This is a genomic window from Phycobacter sedimenti, from assembly GCF_038148855.1.
GTDB lineage: Bacteria > Pseudomonadota > Alphaproteobacteria > Rhodobacterales > Rhodobacteraceae > Phycobacter > Phycobacter sedimenti.
Genome location: NZ_JBBVGR010000014.1, coordinates 1 through 19666, shown reverse-complemented (window position 1 = coordinate 19666; position 19666 = coordinate 1). Strand labels below are relative to the sequence as shown.

12 protein-coding genes and 1 pseudogene are annotated in these 19666 nt (G+C 64.2%); 3 read left to right on the top strand and 10 right to left on the bottom strand.

Annotated features, from left to right (window positions below; genetic code table 11):
- Nucleotide 1: 1 nt before the first annotated feature.
- On the bottom strand, nucleotides 2-1402 hold the full coding sequence (locus AADA15_RS18880; protein ID WP_341643117.1) for a DUF2793 domain-containing protein: 1401 nt from the start codon (nucleotides 1400-1402) through the stop codon (nucleotides 2-4).
- A gap of 221 nt (nucleotides 1403-1623) precedes the next feature.
- Between AADA15_RS18880 and glmM the strand changes: the two genes are divergently transcribed.
- Nucleotides 1624-2967 (top strand): phosphoglucosamine mutase, encoded by a 1344-nt coding sequence (gene glmM, locus AADA15_RS18875; RefSeq protein ID WP_341643116.1) that lies wholly within the window; start codon nucleotides 1624-1626, stop codon nucleotides 2965-2967.
- 30 nt (nucleotides 2968-2997) lie between these two features.
- Here the strand turns inward: glmM and AADA15_RS18870 are convergent, their stop codons facing one another.
- A complete protein-coding gene (locus tag AADA15_RS18870) occupies nucleotides 2998-5643 on the bottom strand; it encodes a methyl-accepting chemotaxis protein (protein ID WP_341643115.1) in 2646 nt (881 codons plus the stop codon).
- A gap of 398 nt (nucleotides 5644-6041) precedes the next feature.
- Between AADA15_RS18870 and AADA15_RS18865 the strand changes: the two genes are divergently transcribed.
- Nucleotides 6042-8711 carry a PAS domain S-box protein gene (locus AADA15_RS18865; protein WP_341643114.1) on the top strand — a complete coding sequence of 890 codons (2670 nt, stop codon included), beginning with the start codon at nucleotides 6042-6044 and terminating at the stop codon, nucleotides 8709-8711.
- Here the strand turns inward: AADA15_RS18865 and AADA15_RS18860 are convergent.
- The 6 genes from AADA15_RS18860 to AADA15_RS18835 form a co-directional block, all read right to left on the bottom strand.
- Nucleotides 8662-10125 (bottom strand): mannose-1-phosphate guanylyltransferase/mannose-6-phosphate isomerase, encoded by a 1464-nt coding sequence (locus AADA15_RS18860; RefSeq protein WP_341643113.1) that lies wholly within the window; start codon nucleotides 10123-10125, stop codon nucleotides 8662-8664. The two genes, AADA15_RS18865 and AADA15_RS18860, sit on opposite strands and share 50 nt — an antisense overlap.
- Before the next feature lie 64 nt (nucleotides 10126-10189).
- A complete protein-coding gene (locus AADA15_RS18855) occupies nucleotides 10190-11356 on the bottom strand; it encodes a DegT/DnrJ/EryC1/StrS family aminotransferase (RefSeq protein ID WP_341643112.1) in 1167 nt (388 codons plus the stop codon).
- Nucleotides 11353-12288: a GDP-L-fucose synthase family protein gene (locus AADA15_RS18850; protein ID WP_341643111.1), complete on the bottom strand. Its 936-nt coding sequence runs from the start codon at nucleotides 12286-12288 to the stop codon at nucleotides 11353-11355. Before AADA15_RS18850 ends, AADA15_RS18855 begins: the two co-directional genes overlap by 4 nt.
- Nucleotides 12289-12292: 4 nt before the next feature.
- Nucleotides 12293-13411: a GDP-mannose 4,6-dehydratase gene (gene gmd, locus AADA15_RS18845; protein ID WP_341643110.1), complete on the bottom strand. Its 1119-nt coding sequence runs from the start codon at nucleotides 13409-13411 to the stop codon at nucleotides 12293-12295.
- A gap of 421 nt (nucleotides 13412-13832) precedes the next feature.
- The gene (locus AADA15_RS18840; protein ID WP_341643109.1) at nucleotides 13833-14924 is read right to left on the bottom strand and encodes a ParB/RepB/Spo0J family partition protein; all 1092 of its coding nucleotides are present in this window, start codon (nucleotides 14922-14924) and stop codon (nucleotides 13833-13835) included.
- Between the two features lie 68 nt (nucleotides 14925-14992).
- Nucleotides 14993-16420, bottom strand: coding sequence for an AAA family ATPase (locus AADA15_RS18835; RefSeq protein WP_341643108.1), 1428 nt, complete (start codon nucleotides 16418-16420; stop codon nucleotides 14993-14995).
- A gap of 483 nt (nucleotides 16421-16903) precedes the next feature.
- Between AADA15_RS18835 and AADA15_RS18830 the strand changes: the two genes are divergently transcribed.
- Nucleotides 16904-17932 carry a replication initiator protein A gene (locus tag AADA15_RS18830; protein ID WP_341643107.1) on the top strand — a complete coding sequence of 343 codons (1029 nt, stop codon included), beginning with the start codon at nucleotides 16904-16906 and terminating at the stop codon, nucleotides 17930-17932.
- A 142-nt stretch (nucleotides 17933-18074) separates the two neighbouring features.
- Here AADA15_RS18830 and AADA15_RS18825 read toward each other — a convergent pair whose 3' ends face one another.
- Nucleotides 18075-19319 carry a glycosyltransferase family 4 protein gene (locus AADA15_RS18825; RefSeq protein ID WP_341643106.1) on the bottom strand — a complete coding sequence of 415 codons (1245 nt, stop codon included), beginning with the start codon at nucleotides 19317-19319 and terminating at the stop codon, nucleotides 18075-18077.
- Nucleotides 19320-19398: 79 nt separating this feature from the next.
- A pseudogene (locus AADA15_RS18820) lies at nucleotides 19399-19666 on the bottom strand (hypothetical protein); the annotation flags it as partial.

Sequence of the window (19666 nt, the reverse complement as noted above, 5' to 3'; positions counted from 1 at the left end):
TCTAGAGGTACTGCGCACCGCTGCTGCTGGTGCCCGGGGTTGAGCCGGGCACAAAGCCGCCCCCTGCCCCGCCGCTATCGAGGATCGCGCCCTGCGCCAACAGATAGCGCGGCCCGGCGCAGCCTGCCGTATCACCCGCAAAGACCGCGCCGGTCAGATCCGCGTGGCAGAAGCCGCTCAGATCCAGCGCGCCGCTCGTCCAGGTGATCCCGGTGCCCAAGGTAAAGCTGCTGCCCGCGGCCCGCAGCCGGGCATGACCGCGCAAGTTCGCCAGGCACGTAAGACCGCTGCCCAGAACCAGATCCGTGCCACTGCAGGTGATCTCGGCGCCGTCCAGATGCAGCCCCGTGCCGCTGCCGCTCAGGTGCAGATCAGCCAGCGCCACTGCGGCGCCTGCCTCGGCCCGCAGCGCATCCGCCCCGACCAGCGCCAGCCCCTCCAGGCGGACCCGCGCCCCATCCCGGCAGGTGATGCGATCGAGGCTGACCGAGGCGGGGGCACCCGCGTTGCCCGTGATCTGCAGGGGGCCGCTGCCGATCAGCGGACGATCGACCACAACCGCCTCTCCGTAGCTGCCCGGCGCCAGCGAGATCGTCACGGAATAGGGGCCATTGTCCAATGTCAGAGCCGCATTAATCGCTTTTTGCACGGTGCCAAAGGCCCCGCCCGCCGTATCGCTCAGCCCGTCATTGGCGTCCGAGCCATCGGGGCGCACATGATAGAGGCGCGCCGCATCCAGGCGCTCGCGCAGGTCCGGGCTGCCTTTCGGAAAACGGATCCGGCCATCGCTGCCATCAACCTCAAGCGCCGTGTGCCAGCTGCTGCCATCACTGCTGACCTTGATCGAGAAATCATCCGTCCCCGCCGTGCCCATCTCGGCCCGCCCGGACCAGCCGGTCTGGAACAGAAGGCTCGCGGTCTCGCCCGCGCCGGACTTGTTCAGTTTGAGCCGATGCCCCGCGCCGGCATGGCTGAACAGCGTGGCGGGGCCCGCGACACTCAGCGGGTTCGCCGCATCCGCCGCCGCCCCGATGCCAAGAGCGGGCAGGTTCTCAAGGGTCGGCAGCACCGGCTGCCAGTCAGTGCCGTCAAACCGAAGGCTCTGGCCCGTGGCCACCACATCCGCCCGCCAGCCGGGCGCGGGCGCCAGGAACATCCAGATCATCCCGTCCCACAGGGCGATCTCCTGTTCATGTCCGGCCCAGTCTGCAGTCGCGGCCGCCCCCACGATGTGACGCTCCCCCAGGCCCGGCTGGGGCGGAGGGGCCGGTTGATCGACGCTCTGCACCGCCAGCTGCACCAGCATGTCAAGGCGCATCAGGGCTTCGTTATGGGTGACATGTTTCTGCGCCTGAGAGGGCATCAGAAGCGGCAGGGAAAGCGCGGGGGATCTGTCGGACATGGGCACTCTTTCAGGTTGGGCAGGTCTGTTTGGCGCAAAGCACGCCGCGCGCATCAGGCCGCACCAAGATTGCGATTTCACCAGCAGGGCGTACGCCCCGGCGGCACCCCCTCCTACCCCCTTTCGGGCGGCAACAGCCCCTTGCAGCACCGGCCACTTCGGTGCATCTGTCGTGGATCATCCGGTCAAGCGCGGATGACAGACCGTGAACAGGAGACAGCATGCGCAAGCTCTTTGGCACAGATGGTGTCCGTGGCACCGCGAACACTCACCCGATGACCGCCGAGATGGCGCTGCGCATCGGCGCCGCCGCCGGGCGTTATTTCCGCCGCGAAGCCGGGGGTGTGCACCGGGTGGTGATCGGCAAGGATACGCGCCTGTCCGGCTACATGTTCGAAAGCGCCCTGACCGCGGGCCTCACCTCGACCGGCATGAACGTGCTGCTGCTCGGCCCGGTGCCGACGCCGGCGGTGGGGCTGATGACCCGTTCGATGCGCGCCGATCTGGGCGTGATGATCTCGGCCAGCCACAACCCCGCCGAGGACAACGGGATCAAGTTCTTCGGCCCCGACGGTTTCAAACTGTCCGACCAGGCCGAGATCGAGATCGAAGCCCTGATCGAAACCGGGGTGGAACCGGCGCAGGCCGGTAATATCGGCCGCGCCAAACGCATTGACGATGCCCGCTTTCGCTATGGCGAGCGGGTGAAATCCTCGCTGCCCCGTGACATCCGCCTTGATGGGCTGAAAGTGGTCCTGGACTGCGCCAATGGGGCCGCCCACCGCGCCGCGCCGGAAATCCTGTGGGAGCTGGGTGCAGATGTGATCCCCATGGGAGTGGCGCCCAATGGCACCAATATCAACCGCGGCTGCGGCTCGACCCAGCCGCAGGCGGCCGCCGAGATGGTTGTGGCCCATGGCGCCGATGTGGGGATCTGCCTTGATGGCGATGCGGACCGGGTGATCGTGATCGATGAACACGGGGCGATTGCCGATGGCGATCAGCTGATGGCGCTTCTGGCGGCCCGCTGGGCCGAGGCGGACCAGCTGGCGGGCGGGGCCCTGGTGGCCACGGTGATGTCGAACCTTGGTCTGGAACGTTTTCTGGAGGGGCGCGGCCTGAGGCTCGAGCGCACCGCCGTGGGCGACCGCTATGTGGTCGAAGCGATGCGGGCCGGCGGCTTCAACCTCGGGGGCGAGCAATCCGGCCATATCGTGATGAGCGATTATGCCACCACCGGCGACGGGCTGATGGCGGGCCTGCATGTGCTGGCCGCCATGGTGCAGACGGGACAGGCGGCCTCCGAGCTGGTGCGCCAGTTCGACCCGGTGCCGCAGCTCTTGAAAAACGTGCGCTTTGGCGCCGGGCAGACCCCGCTCGAGGCGGCGCCGGTCCGGGACGCGATCCGCGACGCCGAAGCGGCGCTGGCCGGACAGGGGCGGCTCTTGATCCGCAAATCCGGCACCGAGCCGCTGATCCGGGTCATGGCCGAATGCGAGGATGACGCGCTGCTGGCACAGACGGTGGACCAGGTGGTCGCCGCCGTCGAGGCCGCCAGCGCCTGACGCCCTCCGCGCGGGCAGAAGCGAAGCGCGTCAGGCCGACAAGCGCGGGGCCTCTTCCAGCGGCTCTGCTGCCGATGCACCGCCGCCGGTGCGGAAGCGGTCCAATGCGGCGGCCATGGCCTGGGCCTCTTGCGACAGGGCGATCGAGGACGAGGTCACCTCTTCGAACAGGGCGGCATTCTTGGTGGTGGCATCGTCGAGATTGGCCACTGCGCCATTGACCTCCTGCAGGTTGGTGGATTGCTCAGCCGAAGCGCGCGAGATATTCTGCATCAGCTCTGCCGCGGTGGCGACCGATTGCGAAATCTCGTTGATCACCTCGCCGGTGCGCCCGACCAGTTCGGCCCCCATGTCCACATGTTCCTGGCTTTCGGCCACCAGAGAGGAAATCTCGGTCGCCGCCTCTTTCGAGCGATGCGCCAGGGAACGCACCTCGGAGGCCACCACCGCAAAGCCCTTGCCGACGGAGCCTGCCCGCGCCGCCTCGACCCCGGCATTGAGCGCCAGAAGGTTGGTCTGCTGGGCGATACTGTCGATGAGATCGATGATCTGGGCGATCTTTGCGGCGCTTTCCTTGATCGCTTCCATCGCGCCAAAGGTGCGCTGAACCACCTCCAGGCTTTCGCTGGCATTGCGATGGGCCGTCTCCACCGAAGCCGTGGCCTCTCCCGAGGCGCGGGCGGTGCTTTCGACCGAAACCGTCAGCTGGTTGAGCGCCGCCGCGGTCGAGGCCAGGGTCTGCGCCGAGCGCTCCGAACGCGCCGACAGATCGCGCGCGGCGCCGGAAATCTCGGTGGTGCCGCTGGCCGTGGACTGGCCGCTCTGGCTGAGGCTGTGCATGGAGTCTTCCAGCACCTCGAGGGCCGCGTTGAAATCGTCGCGCAGCTTGGCATAACCGGCGCTTATCGGGGTGTTGATGCGCACCGTCAGATCCCCTTCGGCCAGCCGTTCCAGACCCTTGCCGATGGCGCTGACCGCCGCCGTCTGCTGGGCCAGGTGTTCCTGACGCTCGGCCTCGGCGGTGCGGGCGATCTCTTCCTTCTCCACGAGGCCATTGCGGAACACCGACAGGGCCTGGGCGATGCGGTGGATTTCGGTGCTGGCGCGCTCGAACCCTTCAACCGGGCTCATATCGCCGCCCGCCAGGTTCTCGGTGGTCTTGCTGATCCGCATCAGGGGGCGGGAGATCAGGATACGGGTCAGGATCAGCGCCGCCAGAAGCACCGCCGCCGAGACCCCCCAGAGGGTCTGCATCTGCAGCTGCGCCGCCTTGATATCTTTCGAAACGGACGTGGCCATCCGGGCGATGGCCGCCTGATTGTCCGCGCTGAGCGTAGCCGCACGCCGGGCAATCGTGGCCACCGCTTCGGCCGCCTGCTGCGAGGCGGCCACCGTTTCACCATAGGCCTTGATGGCGGCAATGCGCGAGGCCACAAGACCGGAATCCGGGTCCATGTCGGCGACAATCCCTTCCAGATCCACCGCGATCCTGCCATCCGCGAAATCCCGGAAACCCAGCAGGGCCGTGGCCGCGGCCTGCAAGGGTTCAGACGCCGCGCGCACATCCGCGACCCGGTCTGCCGCCAGAACCTGCAGCGCATTGACCTGCAGCGCGTTGATCTGCGTGTTGATCTCCAGAAGCTGATTGAGCACGCCGATTTCATTGTCCAGCAGGCTCTGCACCGCATCACGGCTGTCCTCGGCGGCCTCCTCTGCGACGATCTCCAGAACAAAAATGGTATCCTCGATCGCCTTGGTCAGCACATTCGCACTGGCCTGGCGGTTGTCCAGAACCAGCGGGCGCAGCTCTTTCTGCTCGGAGCGGCTGGCGGTCATCATCTGGTCGAAAACGGTCATGGCATTGGCCACCACCTCGGCTTCGACCGGATCCACTTCCATCTCGATCAGCCGCTCGGGCAGACTGGCCAGTGCGGCGGTCGTATTCTCGGCCATCTGCGCCAGCTGACGCTTCAAGGCCGGCTCCCGGGTCTGCCCCAGGGCCATGGCGACGCCGGACAGAAGATTGATGTCGGCCTGCGCCTCAAGAAGGTTCTGCAACCGGGCAAAATGCTCTTCCACCAGAACGGCCAGTGTCTCCTCAAGGGCGACCATCGTGTTCTCGCCGCCTGTCGACAGCTCCGAATAGGCCTCCTGCGCGGCCTCCATCAGATGCGCCTGCAGAGCCAGACCATGCGCCTGCAGGGCATCGATCTGGGCCATGGTGCGCGCATCATTGGCAAAGGTGGTCGCGCGCGCCTCGATCAGCGCATCAAGCGACTGCACCGTACCTGCGGCCAGGGCCTCGTAATCGGCGCGCAGCTCGGCAGGCAGGGCGGCGACCCCCTCCTGGACCTGCCCGGCCGCAGCCTCGGCCCGGCTGCGCAGATCGGACAAGGCCTCCGCATCACCCGCCAACAGGATATCGGTCATCACGGTCCGGGTCAGCCCGGTCGCCTCGGTCAGCTGGGCGCTGACCTCCATCTGCGGCAACATATCCCCGGTCAGAACCCCCATGTCATCAGAGACACGGGCAAAGACCGTCGACACCAGGACTGCAGCTCCGGCAGAGACCCCGCCCATGGCAAGAAGAATCAGGACAAGCTTTGCGCTGATGCTGGAAAACAGGCGGACGCGGCGCGCTTTGGGCCGCGCGTCGGAAGAGGGCGTTTTGGCCATTCTGTGTTTCCTATATGCGTATTGATCATTCCCGGTATGTATCGCCCAAGGCCACCTCCGATCTTTTACAGGCCAACAGAGCAACACGCGAAACAGCGGAACCATATCGCCCTATGGTTTATAACTATTTGAGACCTCACTTACTTTTTCCGTATAATTTGCCTCTTCTGGCGGGACACAAGACAGGTGTCCCCGGAGGCGGCGATCCGGGGTGCCGGGCAACACCCGGCAAAAAAACAGATTTTCTTATGATTTGAAGACCCTGATAAGGTTTTGCCGTTACCTTACACCTTGGCACAAGATGGACACGCCCAGGTTGTCAACGCACACCACCTGCGGGGCGCTGGATATATTTGCGGCCTGTGCAGACAGTTTAACGCGTGCAAGCGAGGTATGTGGTGACCCAGGCGAAACAGAGCCAGACAGATGAGACGCTGCGCGCCCTGATCCGGGCGGCACAGGCGCCGATGGCTCTGATCAGCGGCCAGCTGGACGTGCTGCAGGCCAATGCCGCCTTCCGCCGGGCGGTGCCCCTGCAAGAGGGGCCGGAGGGGATGTCGTCCCTCTCGCATCCGGGCCTCACCCCGGAGGCTCTGACACCGGATATGCTGCCCCTCACCACCACGACACCGGGAACACCCGGCCAGTTCCTGACCTGGCGCATCACGCCGCTGGCCCCGGATCTGTATCTGGTGGAACTCCCGCCGCACCAGGCCGGCGAGCGGCCCCGGTTCTACAGCCAGATGCGCAGCCTGGCCAGGACCACACAAAGCCCGGTGATTTTCTGCACACCCGATCAGCGCATCCGCTGGATCAACCCCGCCTGCGAAAAGATCACCGGGTACAGCACCCATGAGGCCCGCGGGCGCAAGCCCAGCGAAATCCTGCAAAGCGCCCATATGGACCCCGAAGGCACCGCCCGCATCACCCGCGCCATGAGTGCCCAGAAGCCGGTGACCGCAGAGCTTCTGAACCGCACCCGCTCGGGGCAGGAATATTGGCAGATGCTGGACGTCACCCCTCTGCACGGCCCCGGCGGGCAGCTTGAAGGCTATGTGGCGATCCATACCGATATCACGCCGCTGAAGCGCGAAGCCGAACAGAATGCCAACAGCGCCCGGCTGGGCCGCATCATCGAAGAAAGCCTGCACGAGATCTATGTCTTCGATTCCCGGACGCTGGCTTTCTCCGAGGTGAACCGGGGCGCGCGCGAGAACCTTGGCTACAGCATGGCCGAACTGGCGCAGATGACGCCGGTGGATATCAAGCCCGATTTCGATGAGGAGACCTTCCGGAAGATGGTGCAGCCGCTGACCTCTGGCGCGCAAAGCATCCTGCGGTTCAAGACCCGCCACCGGCGCCGGAACGGCAGCTGCTACCCGGCCGAGATCACCCTGCAGCTGATGGTGGACGATCAGCCCTGGTTCGTCGCCATGGTCGAGGACTCCACCCAGCGCGATGCCTCACAGCAGGCGGCCGAGACCTCCCATGCCCGGCTGGAGGCCGCGGTCGAGGCGCTGCCGGACGGCTTTGTCTACTTTGATGCCGACGACCGGCTGGTGCTGGCCAATGCCCGCTACCGCGAGATCTACGCCGACAGCGCCCCGGCGATCCGCAAGGGCGCGCGCTTTGAGGATATCCTGCGCTACGGGCTGGACCGCGGCCAGTACGAAGAGGCCAGGGGAAACGAAGACGCCTGGCTGCGCACCCGACTGGAGCACCACCGCCAGAAAAGCGTCTCCATGCGTCAAAGGCTGGGCAACGGGCGGATCCTGCAGATCTATGAGCGCGAAACCCCCGACGGAGGCCGGGTGGGCTTGCGGGTGGATGTGACAGAACTTGACGAGGCCCGCACCCGCGCCGAGGCGGCCAATGCCGCCAAATCCGCCTTTCTGGCCAATATGAGCCACGAGATCCGCACCCCGATGAACGGCATCCTCGGCATGTTGCAGCTTTTGTCGGAAACCCCGCTGGACGCGGAGCAGGCCGAAATGCTGGACACCGCGGAAACCTCGGCCGAGGGGCTGTTGTCGATCCTCAACGATATTCTGGACCTGGCCCGGATCGAAGCGGGCAAGGAACATCTGGACATTGCCCCCTTCGCACCCGCTCTGGTCCTGCAGCAGGTGGCCGCGCTGCACCGGGTGGTGGCCGAATCCAAGGGGGTCGCGCTGGTGCTCTCGCTGGAGCCCGGCACCGAAGCGACGCGCCTCGGGGATGCCCGCCGGGTGGGGCAGATCCTGCACAATCTGTGCGGCAATGCGCTGAAGTTCACCGAGGCCGGTCAGGTGCAGCTGCGCGCCGGGATCACTGCGGGCGGGGAGCTGCGCCTTGAGGTGCACGACAGCGGGATCGGCATGACCCCGGAAGAGCTGCAGCGGGTGCAGGGCAAGTTCGAACAGGCCGACAATTCCGCCACCCGCGCCTTTGGCGGCACCGGGCTGGGACTGGCCATCGTCTCGGAGCTGGTGGCGCTGATGAAGGGGCGGCTCGGTATGCGCTCGCAGCCGGGTCAGGGCACGGTGGTGACCGTCGATCTGCCGCTGGAGCCCGCATCGCAACACGACCTGGACCAGGCCGCGGCCCCTGCAGCGCCCGCCGCACAGGCCGGCCAGGACACATCAGCCAGCTCCTCCCCCTGCCCCCTGCGCATCCTGGTGGCCGAAGACAATGCCACCAACCGGCTGATCCTCGGCAAGATGCTGAGCAAGATGGGCCATGAGGTGGTGCTGTGCAACGACGGGGCAGAGGCCGTCTCTGCCTGGCAGCCCGGCGCCTTTGACTGCCTGCTCCTGGATATTTCGATGCCGAACCTCTCGGGCATCGAAGCGCTGCATGCCATCCGCAAACAGGGTCCGGGGCAGGACCAGAGCGCGCCGCCGGCCTATGCGATCACCGCCCATACCATGCCGGACCAGGTCGAAGCTCTGCTGCGGGAAGGCTTTGACGGCGTGCTGAGCAAACCCATCCACGCAGAAGATCTGTCCCGTGCGCTCAGCGGCGGCCTGCCGACAGCGGCTACCCCTTCCCTCCCTGCCCGCGGGCATAGAGATCTTCGTAGCGGATGATGTCATCCTCGCCCAGGTAGCTGCCGGTCTGCACCTCGATCAGCACCATCGGAACCTTGCCGGGGTTCTCCAGCCGGTGCACCGAACCAAGAGGGATATAGACCGACTGGTTCTCGGTCACGAGTGTGACCTCCTCGTCCACGGTGACCCTGGCGGTGCCTTCCACCACAATCCAGTGCTCTGATCTGTGATGGTGCGACTGCAATGACAGGGCGGCGCCGGGGTGCACATGAATGCGCTTCACCTGGAAACGCTCTCCGACCACCAGACTTTCGAACCAGCCCCAGGGGCGGTGATCCTTGGGGAAATCGGTGGCCTGTTTCGCCGATTTCGCCTTCAGCGCCGCAACCGCCTGTTTGACGTCCTGGGCGCGGCGGCTATCTGCCACCAGCACCGCATCGGGCATGGCCACGGCAATCACGTCCTTGAGGCCGATACCGACGACTTCGAGCCCCTCGTCCTCGGAGCGGATCAGGCTGTTCTCGCAGTCGATCGCGGTGGCATGACCTGCGGTGACGACGCCGTTTTCATCCGGTCCCGCCTCGCGCCAGACCGCATCCCAGCCGCCAAGGTCCGACCAGCCGGCCGCAAAGGGCACCACGGTCAGATTGTCGGCCTTCTCCATCACCGCATAGTCGATCGAGATCTCCGGGCAGCCCGCCCAGGCGGCAGGGTCAAGCCGGAAGAACCCCAGGTCCGGCGCCCCGTCCGTGATCGAGGCCTCGACCGGTGCCAGCAGGTCCGGCGCATGGGCGGCAAAGGCCGCAAGGATGGTCTTCACCGAAAACAGGAAGATGCCCGCATTCCACAGGAACTGCCCCGAGGCCAGCATTGCTTCGGCGGTGGCCGCATCGGGTTTTTCCACGAACCGCTTGAGGCCGATGGCACGGGGCGTGAAATCCGGTGTAAATTGCAGGGGGTCCCCGTCCAGTTCCAGATAGCCATAGCCGGTTTCCGCATGGGTGGGCTTGATGCCGAAGGTGACGATCTGACCCGCCTCAGCAGCCCCCTGCCCCGCTGCCACGGCGGCGCGGAACGCCTCCGCATCGGGCACCACATGATCGGAAGGCGCAACCAGCATCAGCGCCTCGGGCTCCTGCTGCGCCAGATACAGCGCCGCCGCCAGAACGGCGGGTGCCGTATTGCGCCCCGAGGGTTCGATCAGGATCGCCCCGGGATCGATGCCCGCCCCCGACAGCTGCTCGGTGACGATGAAACGGAAATCGGAATTGGTCAGCACCATCGGCGCGCCGTAACCGGTCCCCGACAGCCTTCTGGCCGAGGCCTGGAACAGGGTCTCTTCGCCCACCAGCGGCACGAACTGCTTGGGGTAGCTCTTGCGCGACAGCGGCCACAGCCGGGTGCCCGAGCCGCCGCAGAGCAGGACGGGGATAATCTTTGAACCTGCACTCATGCTCAAATTCCTTTTCTGGCGTCCCAGTTCAATTCCTTTTCGGGCGCCCCGGCCGCTTTGACACTCAGAGCGCCGCCAGGGCCTCTACCGCCTCGGCAATGGGATAGTGGTGGTTGCCGACAAACAGCCCGTGGGCGTCTATGTAATCGGCATTTGTCAGGGTCCCGTGAATGTCATAGTCGAAATATTTCATCACTTCGTTCTTGGCGAAATTGCCGGCCACGATGGGGCGGCACTCAAATCCTGCTGCTGCCAATTGTTTCACCAGATCGGCGCGCGTCAGGCCTGCATCTTCGCGGATCACCAGCGAAAAGCCGAACCAGCTGGAGTTGCCGATCTCGCGCTGGATCATGAACTTGGGGTGATCCGACAGTTTTTCCTGCACCAGGGCCCCGTTGGCGCGGCGCCCTGTGATGAGGCCCGGCAGTTTCTTCAGCTGCTCCTGCCCCAGCGCGCCGGACATCTCCAGCGGGCGCAGGTTGTAGCCCGGCAGCACGAAGCGGAAGCTTTCCTCGAAGGGATCGTCCGATTTCTCGCCGGTGACATGGTTGAATTTCGGCAGGTTGCGGGTCCAGCCATGGGCGCGCAAGCTCAGCATGACGTGGTAAAGCTCCTCGTCATCGGTCACCACCATGCCCCCTTCCATGGTGGAGATATGATGCGAAAAGAACGACGAATAGCTGCCCATGACGCCGAAGGTGCCGGCTTCCTTGCCGCCGTATGTGGCGCCCATGGATTCGCAGTTGTCCTCGATCATGACGATCTTGCGATCCCCGATCAGCGCGCGGATAGCGTCAAAATCATTGGGGTTGCCCAGAAGGTTCACCACCATGATGGCACGGGTCTTGTCGGTGATGGCCGCTTCCAGCGCCGCCAGATCGTAGTTCAGCGTCTCGCGGTCGATGTCGACGAACTTCATCCTGAGCCCATACTGACCCAAGGGATAATAGGTGGTGGACCAGCTGACCGCCGGCACGATGATCTCGTCCCCGCGCTCCAGCTTCAGATCGGGGTTCTTGGTGAAACACAGCGCCGCCGTCATCAACAGGTTCGCCGAAGAGCCCGAGTTGACCATGACGGCGTATTTACTGCCGAACTGGGCGGCGAACTGTTCTTCATAGGTGCGCACCTCGGGGCCCATGGAGAACATGTCCGAGGCGATCACGCGCTGCAGCGCATCCTGTTCCGCCTGATCCCAGGAGGAGGTGGCAAGAGGGTACTTGAATGTCATGCGTGTCCGCTTTCCAGGTAATAGCGATAGGTCTGCGCGATCCCGTCGCGCAAGGTGGTCGGCGCCTGCCAGCCCCAGGCGGTCTGCCGCTCGGTCGAGCAGAGCTTCTGTTTCATGCCGACGGGGCGGCTCAGGTCATGGGTAAAGGAGCCCTGCCAGCCGATCACATCGGCCACCGTGGCGTAATAGTCGTTGATCGAATGATCATGACCCAGGCCGATGTTCATGGCGCCGGGGAGCGCCTCCAGATCACCGGCCGCCTTCCAGATGGCATCGGCCAGATCGGCCGCGAACATGAATTCGCGCCGCGCGGTGCCGTCGCCCCAGATCTCCACCGCAGCCTCGCCCGTCTTCATGGCCTGATGCACCTTGTGGATGATCGCGGGCAGCAGATGCGAATGCTTGGGGTCGAACTTGTCGTAGGCGCCATAAAGGTTGCAGGGGATCAGCGTTTTATAAAGCGCCGCGGGATCCTCCTGGCGGATGTAGTCGCACAGGCGCATGGCCATGATCTTGGCCAGGGCATAGCCTTCGTTGGTGGGCTCCAGCGCGCCGGTGAGGATGCTCTCCTCGCGCAAGGGGTTTTCACCTTCACGCGGGTACATGCAGGTGGAAGCCAGATTGATCAACCGGGTCACCCCCGCGGCCCGCGCGCCCATGATGACATTGCGCCCCATGGCGAGGTTTTCATCAAGGAAAGCCACCGGGTTGGCCATATTGGCCTGGATGCCGCCCACACGCCCCGCCGCGTGGATGACCAGATCGGGCTTGTGCGCCTCCAGATAGTCCGCCACCGCGCCCGCATCCGTCAGGTCCAGCTCAGAGCTGCGCGGCGCCAGGACCTCCCACGCTGCTGCGGCCGCGTGATCCTGGATATTGCGCCCCACCATGCCGCCGCCGCCGGTGAGGAACAGACGTGGTTTTGCACTCATGCCCTCAGTCCTCGCGGGCGACCGGCGTGTCATAGCCGTGCTCCATCAGCACGCGGGAGCGCTGCGCCGCCTTCAGATCCTCGCGGACCATCTCGGCGCACATTTCCTGCACGGTGATCTCGGGCGTCCAGCCCAGTTTCGCCTTGGCCTTGGCCGGATCGCCCAGCAGGGTTTCCACCTCGGCGGGGCGGAAATAGCGCGGATCGATGCGCAGGATCACATCGCCCACCTTCAGCGCCGGTGCCTTGTCCCCTTCGATCGCCGCCACGGTGGCGATCTCATCAACACCTTCCCCGGAGAATTCCAGGGTGATGCCCAGCTCGGCCGCGCTCCATTCGATGAACTGGCGCACCGAATATTGCACGCCGGTGGCGATCACGAAATCTTCGGGCGCCTCCTGCTGCAGCATCATCCACTGCATGCGCACGTAATCCTTGGCATGGCCCCAGTCGCGCAGCGCATCGATATTGCCCATGTAAAGGCAGGGCTCCAGCCCTTGCGCGATATTGGCCAGACCGCGGGTGATCTTGCGCGTGACGAAGGTCTCGCCTCGGCGCGGGCTCTCGTGGTTGAACAGGATGCCGTTGCAGGCATAGATGCCATAGGCCTCGCGGTAATTGACCGTGATCCAATAGGCGTACATCTTGGCCACCGCATAAGGGGAGCGCGGGTGAAAGGGCGTGGTTTCGGTTTGCGGGATTTCCTGCACCAGACCGTAAAGCTCGGACGTGGACGCCTGATAGAAACGGGTCTTCTTTTCCAGCCCAAGAAAGCGGATCGCCTCGAGCAGGCGCAGGGTGCCCATGGCATCCACATCCGCCGTGTACTCCGGCGCCTCGAAAGAGACGGCGACATGGGACTGGGCCCCAAGGTTATAGACCTCATCGGGCTGCACTTCCGACAGGATCCGGGTCAGGTTGGAGCTGTCGGTCAGATCGCCGTAATGCAGTTTGAAACGCGCATTGTCCGTGTGGGGATCCTCAAAGATGTGATCGATCCGGTCGGTATTGAACAGCGAGGCCCGGCGTTTGATGCCATGCACCTCGTATCCTTTTTCCAGCAGAAACTCCGCAAGATACGATCCATCCTGACCCGTGACACCCGTGATCAAGGCCTTCTTCATCTGCTATCCCTCTCTGCCACGCGCCCTTCGATCGCGAGGGCGGCGGCGCATTGAATCCTTTGATTATCCGTTCTGACCAAAGAACCGGGGCAAGTCCAGTGCACAGCCCCAAATCCCTGCGCGCGGCCGAATTCCCGCAGGCTCACGGCCTCTGCCCAAACGTCCAAATGTTTCGCACGCGAAACATTTGCCTCACCCTCCCGACGCACGGATTGCGGGCGCCATCATACGCAGCGCAGGTGAAATGTCCCAAGTTCAGGCCGGATGGGGGGATCACACGAAAGGGCGCGGCGGCCTCCAAATGTTTCGCGCGCGAAACATTTGAGAGTCTGAACGCGGCAAAGAAAAAGACCCTAAAGGTATCTTTAGGGTCGAATTAAGGGGTCGTTTCACATCCAGCCGACGGCCTTTCAGCGACCTGTCAGCGGTGCCTGAGCCAATCCTTGAGGGCCGCCATCAGCTCGGCATTGACGCTCTCCCCGGTCAGCTCGATCCGGTTCTGATCCGGGGTGAAGCCGAGGCGCACGCCGGCGGCGGCCTGCACGGAAACCCGCTCGGACGCGGGCGCCCCAGGGGCTCGGATGCTGGGGCGGGGCGGGGCGGCGTCCTGCGCTTCATATGGCTCTGATGGTATCTTTAGGGTCGAAGCTGTCTCTTCGATCTGCCCCTCGCTCAGCACCCGGTTGAGGATTTCAACCTCTTCGCCCGGCGTCTGGCGCGGCGCCTCCTGCAGGGCCAGACGCAACCGTTCGGCAAACCCTTCGTCCTCCCCCATGGCGCGTACCAGGGCGAGACCCAGCTTTTCGCTGATGGCCGTGGGATAGAAGAGCACCGCATCCAGCTCCTCCACCAGCGTCACGAAGCTGCGGATCTTGGAGCGTTTGGCGCGCGGCACATTGGCAAAGAGACTCTGAAGCGCCTTTTTCAGAGTCGGAAACACCTCTTCCTTCATCGCACGGACTGCGATGCGCGCGCGTTCATAATGCGAGAGGTTCACCCGGATCTCATTCTCTTCGACCATGGCGATATAAGCGTCCTGCGCCGTATCGGGGCGGATGATCAGCGCCTTGACGGTGGCGAATTTAGGATCTGAAGTCTCGGCATAGAGCCGCTTTAGCGCGCCCAGACGCCGCCAGCCCGAAATCAGCCCGTGGCTGCGCCCGTCGGGGCGGCCGTCCAGGGGCACCAGTTCGATCGGGGTCTGCTGGCCGCGGGCCCGCAGGGAGTCCACCAGAGCGTCCATTTCCTCGGCGTCCTGCTCGATCCGGTCGCGCACCAGGTGGGTCTCATCGATGGCCGAGAGCGGCACCTCCTCGATCATCAACCCCTTGGCGCGGGCATTTTCCAGCACATCGGACAGCTCTCGCAGCGCGGCGGTCGAGGCGGCCTCGGAAGCGACCTGCGCAATTGGCGCGGCCGCCATGGCCATCGGCCCGCCAAGGGCGGATTTGCCTTCCGGTGCACCGGACAGATAGGTGGTCTGTGCCGGCATCAGTCGTTTGCGTTTGGCCATCTGCCTGTCTCCTTCTGCCCGTCTCCTTTGGGCGCCGCGCACCTTGCGCCATCATCCTTGCCGGTGGCTTATTCCGCCGCGCTCTGCACCTGCACCTCGGCGCGGCGCCAGCAGCCGATCAGCAGCCGCTTGAAGGCCGCATAGGTCTCATCAAATGTTTCGCGCCCGCGCGCATAGGTCTCGCGGTTGAAATCGCGGTAATCGGCCTCGTAGATGCCCGAGACCTGCTCGCCGGCCTGACCGATCAGCGCCGTGAAATCCTGTTTATGCGGGGAGAGCACCGGCCCCATATAGGCCTGCATCAAGGCCGCCAGCTCGCCCTGCTGGGCACTGTCGTAGCGGGTGATCACGGCGCGCACCGCATCCCATTCAAAGCCCATCTCGGGCCGACCAAGGGCGCGGGCGGCCAGATTCTCGCCTTCCTCAATGGAGGCGAATGTGGAGTGCAGCATATCGAAGAAACGGCCCGTCGAGTCGAACTCGAGGAAAGACGCCCCCATGGGCACCAAGAGGATATCGGCGGCCGACAGCCCGTTGATGGTGAGATAGCCAAGCGCCGGGGGGGTGTCGATGAAGATCACATCGTATTGGTCCAGCACCCCGTCCGCCTCGAGCCGGTCGGTGAGCGCATCCCAGAGCTTCCAGCTGCGCGCCGCCATGCGCCAGACCGGGATCTGGAACTCGGCCCAGTAGAGGTTCAGCTGCGCACCGATGAGGTCGATATTGGGCCAATGGGTGGATTGGATCACATCGGCTGCCGTCATCTCCAGCGCCGCCGTCAGGCTGTCGTCCAGCGGCTGAGGCGCATCACCGCGATCCAGGCGGCGCTGGTTCTCCAGCCGCAGGTGTTCGCCGTAATGGCGCGCCAAAAGCGGGAAGGCGGTCTGCCATTCATCCTCGACCCGGCCGCCAAAGATCGATGTCATAGACCCCTGGCTGTCAAGATCAATCACCAGCACCTTGTAGCCATCGAGCGCCGCTGACATCGCCAGATGCGCGGCGGTGGAGGTCTTGCCGACGCCGCCCTTGAAGTTGGCCACGGCCACCATCTTGGCGGGCAGCCCCTTGGGGCGGTAGGGGATGTAATCCTTGGTCTTGGAGCCCTGCGCCGCGAAATGGGCGCGCAAGCGCAGAACCTCGTCGAGGGTGAACCACTTGGCGCCGCCTTCGGTTTCCGAGCGTCCCTGCGGCAGATCGGGGTTGGCCTTCAGCACCCGGCGGAAATGGGCCTGGGCCACGGGGATCAGGTAGCGGGTGATCTCCCAGGTGGAAAAGAGACGCAAGCTCTTGCGGCCTTCTTCGTTAAGGCCCCGGCTCGCCAGATCGGCGCGGCCTCTGGCGCAGCCTTCGGCGATGCTTGCAAAGCCTTGGGTGCTGGTGGGCGCATCGAGATCGGCCAGGGCAGCATCGGGATCGATGTTGAAATAGGGGGGCAGATCGGCGCCTCGTCCGCTGTCTTTGCGTGCTGCGTCTTTTCTGTGGATATCTCGTGCCATGGGATACTGCCCGCTGTCTTATGCTTTGACACAAGCTGCGCCTGCCTTTCGGAGATCACTGCTTGATGTGCTGCCTTTTTGATAGGATAGCAAAAAACAGCGCACATGGAAGCATTATGCGTACCTCTTTGGGTTTTTCTAAGCAAATCCGGTGTTTGCGATCGGGGAAATCGGGAAGTTTTGGGCGCCTGAAAATTTTCTGCCCTGTTATTTATAAGTTATATTATAGTTAAGGGAGATCGACTTCTCGTGCAAAGCCCTTTTTTCATTGGCGATTGGCTGCGGATTTTGGACCCAGGTGACTCTGAAACCCCGATGAAATGACTCCAAACCCCCGAAGAAGCGATTCCGGAACCCCGTTGCGAGAGGGTGTGGATAACTTTAGGGTGAGCGTAATCAAAACCACGAAACCGAGTCACCCCGGGCGGGCGCAGCAAAGACGCCCTTTGAACAACCGGGGGGCGAAGGACAGGCAGAAGAGCAATGGCGACAGGGCTGACCGGGGACGGTCTGACAGGGGGGGCCTATCCGCCCGAAGGGCAGGGGGACTTTTTCCTTTGCGATATTTTCGATGCGATCCCCAAGAACGATCTAGCCTCGATGGAACATCCCTTGTTCTCGCTCGGCACCCGGCCCGACCGGCGCATCCTGTCCTATGAACACAATGGCGCCGAGATCACCGTGACCCCCAGCGTCAAGGGGCTGGCGACGATCCACGACAAGGACATCCTGATCTTCTGCATCAGCCAGCTGATGGCGGCTTTGAACGCGGGCCGCCAGGTCAGCCGTACCCTGCACCTCAAGGCGCATGATCTGCTGGTGGCGACCAACCGCGAAACCTCGGGCGATGCCTACCGGCGTCTGCGCGAGGCCTTTGAACGTCTGGCTGGCACCCGCATCACCACCAATATCGTGACCGGCGGGCAGGAGGTCACCTCCGGTTTCGGGCTGATCGAGCGCTGGGAGATCGTTCGCAAGGCCCGCGGCGGGCGCATGGTCAGCGTTGCCGTCACGCTCAGCGACTGGCTCTATCGCGCGGTGCTGTCGAAATCGGTGCTGACCCTCAGCCGCGACTATTTCCGCCTGAGGAAGCCGCTGGAGCGGCGGATCTATGAGCTGGCGCGCAAACACTGCGGCCGACAAGCCAGCTGGCAGATCTCGGTCGAGACCCTCCTGAAGAAATCGGGCTCGGCCAGCCCGCGCCGGGTCTTTCGCAAGATGGTGCGCGACATGATCGCGGCCCAGCCCTTGCCCGATTACACCCTCGAGGAGTTGCCGGGTGATCTGATCCGGTTCGCCCAGAAAAACGCCGTGGTGAGCAGCATGGATGCGGGTGCGCCCATGCTGAAACCCCAGACGCTGGAGGCGGCGCGGGATCTGATGCCCGGCGCCGATGTCTACGCGCTGGAGGCCGACTGGCGCGCCATGTGGCGCAGCACCGGCAGCCCGCGCCTGCGCCAGGCGGATGCCGCTTTCCTTGGCTGGGTGAAAAAACGCGCTCAGAGAAAGTGAAATCTGAGAAATTGAAACAGGAAACCTTAAAACAGGCTCTAACCAGGCTGTTTTAAGGTCTTCAGAGCATTTCCCTTGTCAGGTGACCGGGTCCAAATGTTTCGCGCGCGAAACATTTGAGAACAATCCCATGGGGCAGGGGTCAGATCCGGATGCGCTTGTCAGAAGGCACCAGCGCGTTGATCCGGGCGATATGTTCCGGCAGGCAGCGGGTCAGGAAATCATAGGTCACCACCACATGGGCGCGGGCATTTGGGCCAAGGTGCGCATAGGCGTCGGGGCGCGCCAGCACATCCACCACCTGATCGGCCAGGGCTTCGGGGTTGAAGAAATCCACCAGCATGCCGGTTTCCCCATGTGTCACCGCCTCGCGCACCGGGGCCACATCCGCGGCCACCACCGTGGCCTGCATCGACATCGCCTCGAGCAGCGACCAACTGAGCACAAAGGGCATGGTCAGGTAGATATGGCATCGGCTGATGCGGATGATGCGGCACAGATCGTCATAGGGCACCTTGCCGAGGAAATGCACCCGGCTCCAATCGATGCTGTCGCCCAGCTCCTCTTCCATTTCGCCGCGCAGGCCGCCGGGATGCTTGCTTTCGGCGCCATAGGAGGTCTCGTTTCCGCCGATCATCAGGATCCGCGCCTCGGGGCGGGCCTCAAGGATCCGGGGCAGGGCGCGCATCATGATGTGAAAGCCGCGGGCCCGTTCCATATTGCGGGCCACATAGGTGATCACCTCATCCTGCCGTGTCAGCGCACGCCCCAGCCGCCCGAGCGAGATCGAGGCCCCCGGATCGGGGGTCAGCCGATCGGTGCGGATGCCGTCGTGGCAGACATACATGCGGTCATGAAAGGAGGGGGGGAAACGGTCGCGCTGCCAATAGGTCGGCGCATGCCCCAGATCGACGCTTTCGATGCTGGCATAGGGCACCGTGTTGCGCGCCTTGGCAAAAAAGCCGGCCTGATCGTTGGGCGGATTGTCCGGGTCGAACCCCACCAGCCCGCCCGAGGTGCGGTAGAAATATTCGAAAAAGCCGATCACCGGCACATCCGGCCAGATCTCCTTCATGAACAGAAGTTCCCCCCAGCCGGTATGACCGATGATGATATCGGGCCGGTAGCCTTCGTCCTTTTCCAGCGCGCGCAGGGCGAGAGCGGCGCCAAGGCCCGCGCCCGCAGCGGTTTCCCAGTCCTTTGACAGCCCGTAGGCGTCCTTGCCGGCCTGGTGGTGTGGGCGGTAGCTGATCCGGCGCACCCCCTTGATCTGCACATCCTGGCGCTGGGTCAGAAAGGCCAGATCATGTTCACCCTGCGCCGCCAGCCACATCAGGATCTCGCGGTACTGACCGGGCATGTTCTGGTGCACAAAGAGAAGTTTCATGACGGTGTCGCCGCGCCTTTGCCTGTTTGCCTGGCTCATGCTTGCCGGGGATGGGGGCAAAGTGCAAGGCGCGGGGGCCTCAGAAAAAGTCGATGGCCGATTGCAGAGCCAAGAGATCCTCCACCCCCTGCAGCAGTAGCGCATCACCCTCCCCGAAATCAAAACGCACCCCTTCCGACGTCACCACGGCAAAATCCGCCAGCACGACCTCGGCGCTCTGGGTCTGCCCTACCAGATTGGCCGACAACAGCAGGCGGTCCTGCCAGGGGGCGAAATCCTCGATCACATCGTTGTCATGACCCCTGTTGAAGATGAAAGTGTCGCGCAGGGTGCCGCCGCGCAGGATG

Bases quoted from the DNA above. Each gene is read 5' to 3' on its own strand.
- AADA15_RS18880 (WP_341643117.1), bottom strand. From the start codon at position 1,402: ATGTCCGACAGATCCCCCGCGCTTTCCCTGCCGCTTCTGATGCCCTCT.
- glmM (WP_341643116.1), top strand. From the start codon at position 1,624: ATGCGCAAGCTCTTTGGCACAGATGGTGTCCGTGGCACCGCGAACACT.
- AADA15_RS18870 (WP_341643115.1), bottom strand. From the start codon at position 5,643: ATGGCCAAAACGCCCTCTTCCGACGCGCGGCCCAAAGCGCGCCGCGTC.
- AADA15_RS18860 (WP_341643113.1), bottom strand. From the start codon at position 10,125: ATGAGTGCAGGTTCAAAGATTATCCCCGTCCTGCTCTGCGGCGGCTCG.
- AADA15_RS18855 (WP_341643112.1), bottom strand. From the start codon at position 11,356: ATGACATTCAAGTACCCTCTTGCCACCTCCTCCTGGGATCAGGCGGAA.
- AADA15_RS18850 (WP_341643111.1), bottom strand. From the start codon at position 12,288: ATGAGTGCAAAACCACGTCTGTTCCTCACCGGCGGCGGCGGCATGGTG.
- gmd (WP_341643110.1), bottom strand. From the start codon at position 13,411: ATGAAGAAGGCCTTGATCACGGGTGTCACGGGTCAGGATGGATCGTAT.
- AADA15_RS18840 (WP_341643109.1), bottom strand. From the start codon at position 14,924: ATGGCCAAACGCAAACGACTGATGCCGGCACAGACCACCTATCTGTCC.
- AADA15_RS18835 (WP_341643108.1), bottom strand. From the start codon at position 16,420: ATGGCACGAGATATCCACAGAAAAGACGCAGCACGCAAAGACAGCGGA.
- AADA15_RS18830 (WP_341643107.1), top strand. From the start codon at position 16,904: ATGGCGACAGGGCTGACCGGGGACGGTCTGACAGGGGGGGCCTATCCG.
- AADA15_RS18825 (WP_341643106.1), bottom strand. From the start codon at position 19,319: ATGAAACTTCTCTTTGTGCACCAGAACATGCCCGGTCAGTACCGCGAG.